This window comes from Blastopirellula marina DSM 3645 (assembly GCF_000153105.1).
Taxonomy (GTDB): domain Bacteria; phylum Planctomycetota; class Planctomycetia; order Pirellulales; family Pirellulaceae; genus Blastopirellula; species Blastopirellula marina.
The window spans coordinates 3,183,661-3,192,402 of record NZ_CH672376.1; the positions used below are offsets into that span (position 1 = coordinate 3,183,661).

At 55.3% G+C, this 8,742-nt stretch carries 8 protein-coding genes and 1 pseudogene; 3 read left to right on the top strand and 6 right to left on the bottom strand.

Annotation, left to right across the window (positions count from 1 at the left end; translation table 11 throughout):
- A pseudogene (locus DSM3645_RS30650) lies at window positions 1-727 on the bottom strand (hypothetical protein); the annotation flags it as partial.
- An 827-nt stretch (window positions 728-1,554) separates the two neighbouring features.
- Between DSM3645_RS30650 and DSM3645_RS28370 the strand changes: the two are divergent.
- The gene (locus DSM3645_RS28370; protein WP_050769387.1) at window positions 1,555-2,580 is read left to right on the top strand and encodes a DUF1559 domain-containing protein; all 1,026 of its coding nucleotides are present in this window, start codon (window positions 1,555-1,557) and stop codon (window positions 2,578-2,580) included.
- A 151-nt stretch (window positions 2,581-2,731) separates the two neighbouring features.
- A complete protein-coding gene (locus tag DSM3645_RS14915; protein WP_002653050.1) occupies window positions 2,732-3,121 on the top strand; it encodes a hypothetical protein in 390 nt (129 codons plus the stop codon).
- 68 nt (window positions 3,122-3,189) lie between these two features.
- On the opposite strand, the gene DSM3645_RS28375 is transcribed toward DSM3645_RS14915, so the two are convergent.
- The 5 genes from DSM3645_RS28375 to DSM3645_RS14940 all read right to left on the bottom strand — a co-directional run bounded on the left by DSM3645_RS28375 (window position 3,190) and on the right by DSM3645_RS14940 (window position 7,953).
- Complete coding sequence (locus DSM3645_RS28375) at window positions 3,190-3,717, bottom strand: hypothetical protein (RefSeq protein ID WP_116344502.1); 528 nt, start codon at window positions 3,715-3,717, stop codon at window positions 3,190-3,192.
- A gap of 124 nt (window positions 3,718-3,841) precedes the next feature.
- Entirely contained in the window at window positions 3,842-4,945 is a 1,104-nt protein-coding gene (locus DSM3645_RS14925) for a DUF1559 domain-containing protein (protein WP_081444837.1), read from the bottom strand.
- A gap of 595 nt (window positions 4,946-5,540) precedes the next feature.
- Window positions 5,541-6,002: a carboxypeptidase-like regulatory domain-containing protein gene (locus DSM3645_RS14930; RefSeq protein ID WP_002653054.1), complete on the bottom strand. Its 462-nt coding sequence runs from the start codon at window positions 6,000-6,002 to the stop codon at window positions 5,541-5,543.
- A 41-nt stretch (window positions 6,003-6,043) separates the two neighbouring features.
- Entirely contained in the window at window positions 6,044-7,105 is a 1,062-nt protein-coding gene (locus DSM3645_RS14935; RefSeq protein WP_081444838.1) for a DUF1559 domain-containing protein, read from the bottom strand.
- A 344-nt stretch (window positions 7,106-7,449) separates the two neighbouring features.
- Complete coding sequence (locus DSM3645_RS14940; protein ID WP_050769388.1) at window positions 7,450-7,953, bottom strand: DUF309 domain-containing protein; 504 nt, start codon at window positions 7,951-7,953, stop codon at window positions 7,450-7,452.
- A gap of 82 nt (window positions 7,954-8,035) precedes the next feature.
- On the opposite strand from DSM3645_RS14940, the gene DSM3645_RS14945 reads away from it, so the two are divergent.
- Entirely contained in the window at window positions 8,036-8,725 is a 690-nt protein-coding gene (locus DSM3645_RS14945; protein ID WP_040351871.1) for an SDR family oxidoreductase, read from the top strand.
- Window positions 8,726-8,742: the final 17 nt, after the last annotated feature.

Here is an 8,742-nt window from a genome sequence, read left to right on the forward strand (position 1 = left end):
GGCGCGCGACTTCGTGCCCTTTGACGTGCCACATCCGACTATTGCCGCGTACTGCGCGAGCGCCGTCGGCTCGGAGCGAATCATAGTTGTTCGCTTCGATCACTGTCGCCGTCATGCGATCGGCGACGGCCGAGAGAATCTCGCCGATTTCGGTTCGCGTTTCGGGACTGCAGAGAGGGCTGCGCGAATAGAGCCACATGCCGTGGACGGCATGCGTGTACTGGTCGCGAGACGTACTGGGGTAGATCGTCTTCAAGTCGTCGGCGCTGACGGCGCGGGCGAGAAATCCTGGTACGCCGTGGGCGGTCGCCGAAAGCTTGATACCGGCAAATACGTCTTTGGCCGACTGGCGCAACGCTTCGTCTCCGGTCACCGCATATTTATCCACGACCAAAGACATCATGACGCCTGCCGAGATCATGCCGTCTTCCATACCGGTGTCATAGCCGCAATCGTTCGGAAATTCACGTAGCATCTCGTCCAGCGACGGCAAGTGATCGAGTCCGCGGCCGGGCGCATAGCTCGACAAGTAATCATAGAAGAGATGGGTTCGCGGCAGATAAAACCGCTCCCATGTGACGTCCCAAAGTCCTTCGATCCGATCCTCGACTGGAGGGGCTTTCAGCGCTGCTTCCGCTTGGGACTGCCCGGGGGCCGCTTCTTCGGCAATCAGCAAGCGAATCGGAAGACAGAAAGCGAAAAGAAAGAGAAGCGTTGCTCGTGACATGGCGATCGGCATCGAGAGTGGAGGAAGTCGTGGAAGGGAATATGCGTGGACTCGAAAGCGCCGCTCTACTTGGGGTCGAACTGCAAATGGCCGAATCCGCATGAATGATAGTCCAACAAAGTAACTGGGGCAACGCGATCTCGCGCCACGGCGACCTGGGATGCTTGCGGTATTAGATGAGTATAAGGGGCAGCATTATAAATAAGTCATGCGAAAAACATTGACGTTGTTCGGGGGCGTCTGTATACTGCCGAATCGGTGGGGTCTGGTAATAACGAAATTGCGAATGTCGTGGCAAGCATGATCGTTTATTGCCGGATGCCGATACTTTGTTGACGCGGTCCAGCGTTGTGGTCAATGTCTGGCTTGCTGTTGTCCGAAAGTGATGAATTGCTTGCGGTCTTTGGCGGAATCGGCGTGCGGTGACTTGATTGGATGTTGTTTGAATCCAATTTCTTCCGCGGATACAGGCCCAGACATCGCGCCGGCTGAGGATTCCCCGAGTGCTAGCCGGCTTGTCGGCCCCATTTTTCGCGCGTTGCAATCGTTGTAGAAATGCATTCTCGAAAAAGACGTTCCTTCGGATTTAATCAGGCCACTGGGAGAGTTGATCTTGCCTCCGCCGGGACGCTTTTTCCGCTTCGGGCGAAAGAGATGCGGCGTCGGTCGATCGATCGGTCAATTCGTGTTTTGGAGATGCAAAGCATCTCATTGGGTTGTAGATGATTGCCGTTATGAGCGACGTGACATAATGGTTTTTGGTTGTTCGCTCATTTGATAGATATATATCGTTGTTTTTATTGTCTCGTTCGTCTTAAGGGAAAGTTATGCCGTCACCAAATCGATCAATCCGAGGTTTTACCTTGGTGGAGTTGCTGGTTGTTATCGCGATTATCGGCGTGTTGATCGCGCTGCTCTTGCCGGCCGTTCAGCAAGCGCGGGAAGCCGCGCGACGCATGCAGTGCTCCAATAACTTGAAGCAATTGGGGTTGGGCGTGCACAACTGGCACGACACGTTTGGTAAGCTCCCTCCGCTGGTGTTGAACTCGGGCCGTGCGAGCTTTTTCGTGCAGATTTTGCCGCAGATGGAACAACGCGCGGCGTTCGACATGTTGAACGGCGGAAATGCTGATTCGGCGACGAATGCGACGCACATGGGCGATGAGATGGAGACCAATTGGGATCGTCTGAATGAGAGCGAGAAAGCGGGCTTAGCCAACATCAGCTATATGACATGCCCTTCGCGTCGCTCCTCGAGCGAAGCAATTCGCCCCACCGGCTCGGGTCGGGGCCCGCTGGGCGACTATGCGGCCGTCGCGATTGGCCTGGATGTTTATTCGACTTCTACGTTGACCGATTCGCTGTGGTGGCAGCATCATGACGCGGCCGACACGGCGAGCGCCAATCGTCTGAAGTCGGCTTTGATTGTCGCGAAGCCTGGCCCCTCGTCGATGGCGGCGCCTGAACGTTGGGCTCAAGGAACGTCGCGAAATTCGTTTGCCAATATTACGGATGGGCTCAGCAATACGGCGATCATCGGTGAAAAGCATGTTGCGGCCAAAGAGATTGGCAAGTGCTGCAGCGGCAACGACAATTCGGACGGCAGCTGGTTGTTTAACAGCCATACGGGGCGCGAATACAACGTCGCTCGCAACCTTCGTGCACGCATGGGACGCGGACCGAATGATATCGACGTTCGGCCGAGTATCTTGATTGGTTTCGGCAGTTGGCACCCCGGCATCAGTCAGTTTCTGTTTGCCGACGGATCGGTCACCAACCTTTCCAATACGACGCCTGAGCTGGTGCGGCGCCAGTACGGCCACATTAGCGACGGCACGGTTATCTCGGAGTAACCCTCCTTTCGTTCCTGCAACCGGAGCGAAGATAAACTCGAACGTCAGAACTATTCAACAAGGTTCTGACGTGACGACGCAAGGTTGGTCGTAATTCGCCGAGCGTTGAATTGTCATTTCGGCGGCGGCATTCTGAAACTGGGAGAGTCAAGTGAAACGGATTAATCTGGCGATGTTCGGTGCGGCGGTCGTCTTGTTGCCGCTGGTCGTAGGCTGCTGGAGCAACTACGAAAATACCGTCACGGCGACGGTCACTTATGAAGATGGCGCGCCGGTCCCCACCGGTACGGTCAGTTTCACCACCAATAATTTCGAGACGTTTGGCAAAATTGAGAATGGCCGCGTCAATATTGGAAACATGGATGGAGGAGTTCCCGATGGGACCTACAAAATCGCCGTGCGGGCGTTCGTACAAAAATCGGACACCGACTTCACGTTAGAGTCGATCGTCGCACGGAAATTTGAAGACCCAGAGACCTCGGAAATCGTCATCGAAGTTCAGGGGAACAAGAATATTGAAATTGTCGTCGCTAGACCGTAGTTGACGCGTGTTCGTTTGGATGTTGGCAATTCCCGAAGGCATCTAGAACACGGGTGAAGATCGTGGCTTCAAAGCTTGAAATTCAGGATTAATTCGTACGGTTCCAGCCCTGCTCCGACTTCGATGATCAGGGGAGTCGTCCGCTCTGACCGATAGACCAACGGGACGCTATCTTTGGCGCTCTTGCGGCGGACAGGCTGCACCATGCCGATCTCTGCTGCGGGAGGCCCAATCCCTTCGATCGCTTCTCCTTGAATCGAATCGAGTGGCGGCGTTTCCTGGGTATCGACTTTGTCGATGGGAAACATCGGCTCCTGGACAATCACGTGATAACGTCCAGGCTGGCAGCCGCGGTAATCGCGCACCGCGCCGGGAACGATCGTCAGCAAGTTGAACTTCCCTTCTGCGTCGGAGTTGCCTGAGGCGCCTTGTCCGTCGGTTCCGTTAACGGGGTAAAAGGTGATGCTCTTATAGGGAAGCGGTTTTCCATCCAGCGTCACGATTCCCTGGGCCGGAAATCGCGCTGGACCTGGGTCGCTGCAACCGACGGCGCCGATGGCGAATATGACAAAGAATATTTTCGATAACTGGAACATCAAACTCACCATGTATTTTGATAAATGATCGCGGTGGTCATGCGTGTCTTGAGATAGGGAATATTCAGCCGGCCTGTTCTTCGTAGCCCTCGCTTGCGCTTCGCGCTACGAAGAGAAATAGGCGCTAACGAAGCGTCACTACTTTTCCATCGGCCATGGTGGTCAGATTGAGTAAGGTCGGCTTGTCGATGGTCTCGGCGATGAATTGAACCGATCCGTCTCCCATGACGAAGTGACAACCACCGGGATGCAAGCTGGCGGCGGCGACCCACCAACTGCGTGCGCGACCACGAATGGGCGTGAACGGCGGGTTTTCCCAAGTCGCATGCGCCCACGGTTGATGCCAGACGTTGATGCCGCCGTAGGTCGCATCGCGATGAGGATCGATGCCGGTCATGGTCCAGCCGCGATAGGCCCAAGCAAACGCGCCGCCGTTGACGTGATACTTGGTGGTCTCGCCGAGCATGAACGTGTTGGACAGGCCGTCTACAACCTCGGCCAGACGCGTGTTGACGTCGGAACCAAACATTCGTTTTGTTTCGGCAGACGCTTTTGCATAGACATTGCAATCATAAAGTTCCGGGATGCAGGAAACGATGAACTCGTAGTTGGTCGCGGCGCCTGAATACGATCCGCCGGGGCCATAGGCGGTTCCCACGCATCGCCCTTTGACCGGATTGTTGTCAGAAACGCAAAGAAACGCTTCTAGCTCGGTTCCGGCTAAGGCGGCGTTTCCATTGGTGACCGGGTCTCCCACGATGGCGCCGCCGAGCGCCTTTTGGTGGGTCGTCGAGATCGCGTAGGCTTCCTTATGGTTGAATTGATCGTAAAGGTTTTGTTGCTCGATATAGGGAAGCAGCGAAACAAGTCCATTGGCGTTTTTGATCTCGCCGTTGGCAGGCCCCAGATCGTCGCATCCGCCGTACCCGCGACTTGACGCAGGCAGCGCACTATGGGTCGAAACATAGTTATGTACGGCCAGCCCTAACTGTTTCATTTTGTTGCTACAGTCCATCCGCCGCGCCGCTTCGCGGGCTTGCTGCACCGCCGGCAGCAACAGCGCGATCAACACGCCGATAATCGCGATGACGACCAGCAGTTCGACCAACGTAAAGCCGGGCCGAACGCGAAGAGTTTGCCGAAAAAGTTTCCAGCGGGAATGTCGTGATTGAACAACCGGCCGAACATGGGAAGAATCAGCGAGAAGGATTTGATAAGAGCGAGCCATGAGAGGAAATCTCCGAATGATATAACGGGATATTACCGCGAGCAACGCAACCATCCGCCAGGATTACAAGTTCGAGTGTATCGCTATTTGACACAAAATCGACACTTCATTTGATACAATAATTTGAAATGGGAGCTTGCGTTTGATGCAATCATAGGGTGAAGCGAGCGAATGCCGATGATTCACGCAATACCGCTGCACTAAATGGAATTCTCTTCCCAGGAGCGGCAGGTTACGCGAATGCCGGCAGCCCCGCGTGTCGAGAATCTAAGAGAGGCGCAGTGCGAGTAAAGCCGCAGAACATGCGATTTTAGAGCTGAATCAACAAGAGCTGGGGCGCGCTTTCACTCTAGATGGGCTGTCTTAGTTGGCGGCGCGGCGACAGGCGCCCAGCGCTTTCATTCCACGCGGAGCTTGACCGCGATGGGACCGCCGATCGCCGCGGTTGTGGGATTCATAAAAATTATCCGAACAGTCGGAGACCTTTTCTACGAGGCGCACGATAAAGCCGGATGGGCCAAAGAAAGAGAGGATTGCGAAGCGGGATTCGCAAACCTCTCTGTGAAAGATCGGAGGATTACCGGAGGGCTTTCCCCTACTTTTTCGTAGTCAGCTTCAATTCCACAGGTTGTCCCGAAGCCACCGTCGCTCTCAATGCAGACTGTTCCTGGCTTGAGTACCTGGAAGGGAGTGATTCCCTGGCCGGCGATTCGATGGAAGGCGTGGCGTCATCTTCCGGAACCGGCGCCCCATCGGGCATGAGACGATAGCTTACCGCTACTCGATAATCGCCTGGCGGCAAACCCTGACCTCCCCGGTAATAAACAATTTCGAACTCGCCTTCTTCTCGGGTTCGGCCTTTTCCCCCGATACCCGGCGTGTCATTGATCGGCAGAAAATAAACGTCGGCATTCACCAGCGGCTTATCATCCAACATCACCATTCCAGTAGCAGGCTTTAGTTCAGGGCCTTCATGACTGGGTCCACAACCAGCACAAACTCCACTTATCAGGAGGGCGACCGCGATCATTAACTGCCGGAACTCGATAGCACTCATGGATAACCTCAAATAAAGAGAACAGAAAGGTATCAGCAGGCTTAAGGGATTTGCACCACAGAGCCATCAGAAATTTTTCCCAGCCCTATCAATATTGTGAGGTCCATATTCTCGGGAAAGAAACTCACTGCGCCGCTGCCCAACGCGAAATGAGCACCACCCTTGTGCAGGCTTCCGACCTGTCCCCAGCTGTTTAAATTTCCAACATCAGGGCGAGTCCATCCAGTCGGTATGTCCCAGACGTTGATCCCAGGATCGACATCACCGCCAGATGCCACCCAGCCGCGCATCCCCCAGGCAGGCGCGTCGCCGTTGTAAACTTCCCGAGTCGTTTCACAGACCATGATCGTATTGGACGTGCCGTCTGTGACGTCACGGATTTTACACTTGCTGTTTTCGCCAAACATTTTACGTGAGGCTCCTCCCTGGGTCGCCCAGTAATTACAGCTAATTGTCTGATCTGAACTCAATTCATAATTCGTTTTGGCAGGCCCCGGTGCGACCGTCGTTCCATAGGCTGCGCTGGTTCCTAAGTGGGTACTTCCAGAATCGGAAGGACAGAGAAAGACATCGAGCAGGGTCGTCATCTCATCGGCATTTTCAGCCGGATCGCCAGCCAGCGGCGCACCCGCTCCCGTATAACTGCAGCAATAGCCGGTGTTCTGGGCACTGTTGGCCGAATTTTGATTGATGCTGTCGTAGAGGGCCGACTGTTCGAGAAAAGGCAGCAGGAAGGAGAGACCATTTTTGTTATGTGTGGTTCTATCGGGGTCTGGAGTTCCCAGGGTGCACCAGCCATAGTTGACGCCGGCCGGAGGAAAGACGCTGTGCGTATCGTGGTAGATATGTAACGCGAGGCCAACTTGCTTTATTTTGTTGATACAAGTAGCACGCCGCGCCGCTTCGCGAGCTTGTTGCACCGCCGGCAGCAGCAGCGCGATTAAGACTCCGATGATTGCGATCACCACCAGCAGTTCGACCAGGGTAAAGCCTGGTCGAACTCGGCGAGTGGGTCGAGAAGGCTTCCGGGTGGAAGGTGGTGATTGAACAGCCGGATGAACGTGAAAAGAACAAGCGAGAAGGAGTCGATAAGTGCGAGCCATGAGAGGAAATCTCCGAATGATATTACGGGATATTACCGCGAACAACGCAACCATCCGCCAGGATCACAAAATCGAGTGTATCGCTATTTGGCATGAAATCGACACTTCATTTGAAGCAATAATTTGCAATAGCAGATTGCAATAAATGCAATCCAAGGAAAGGGTGTCGTAGATGTCCTAGAAGACCTCACTAACGCTTTGCAACAAAGAAATCTCTTCCCTGCAGCCGCGCAGGGGCTATTGATGGGCTGCATTGTCGGTTCGTAAACCGGGTGCGCGTTTCGAGAAAAGCCGACGGGTCAGCGTCGGCGCCGACTCGCGGCGAGCTTGCAAAACCTTGTTCTTCACGCGGTCGTGATCGCGACAGCAAAGATGCGACGCACCGGCGCCGCTTCTCGATTCAGATAGGCGTCAGCGTGCGCAGAGACATCCGCGGCGAGTTGGCGAATCTTGGACAGACGGATCGGCAAGATCGATTCGTCAGCGGCGGAGAGAAGTTCTAGCGCTCGGGCCGCATGTCGCGCGACGCCTATCGGCGCTGCTTCGCGCGCTTTGACTCCGGCGGCGGCTAGTTTGATCAAGCCCTTGATCGCGTCGGCGCGCTCCCCTGCTCTTCCTAATGCTTGCCAGACGGCTTCCCAGGCCTCGTGCGCTTCCCAATAGTAGCCGGCGTTGAAGAGATCGATTCCCCACAAAAAGCTTTCGCAGGTTCGCAACTCGACCGGCGTTTCGATCGGCGGCGGATGCATCTGATAGCTATGGCCGTCTGGATGCGACAACGGATGAACGTGCATCCCTGGCACGTAGGAATAAGGAGGGAGCGGCGTCTGGGGGACGTAACGGATCATCGGCGGCTCTGGTTTTCTCCAACGGACTGTAGCCGTATGCTGAATAGAATAGAACGGCCGCCGGCAAAAAGGATCGCGTGAATTGAGCGAAGCAAAAGTTATTGTGGTCACAGGAGCAACCCGCGGGCTAGGCCGGGCGCTGGTGTCCAAGTTTGTCGACGCGGGACATACGGTGATCGGCTGCGGGCGGAATGCGGAACATATCGCTATGTTGACAGAACAGTTGGGAGGCCCGCATCGATTTGACGTGCTCGACGTGACGCAGTACGAAGCGGTCGCAGCTTGGGGGGCCGACGTGATCGCCCAGTATGGTCCGCCCGATCTGCTGGTCAACAACGCGGCGCTCATGAATGACTCGAAAGTGCTGTGGGAGATTGATCCCGAACAATTCAGCAACTTAATGGACGTCAATCTGAAAGGGATGTTCTACGTCCTCCGCAGCTTCGTCCCGGCGATGGTTGAGCGAGAGAGCGGCGTGATCGTCAACTTCAGTTCCGGTTGGGGTCGTTCCGTTTCGCCCAAAGTAGCGCCTTACTGCAGCACCAAATTTGGGGTAGAGGGAATGACGTTAGCGCTGGCGAAAGAATTACCCCGCGGCATGGCGGCGGTCCCGTTTAGTCCCGGCGCGGTGAACACCGATATGTTGCAGATTTGTTTGGGGGAAAGCGCGAAGGGATTTTCCTCGGCCGAAAAATGGGCCGAAGTTGGCGCCCCCTTTTTGCTGCAACTGGGGCCCGGCGACAACGGCAAGTCGCTGACCGCATCTGTCTAAGTGACCACTCCCATGCG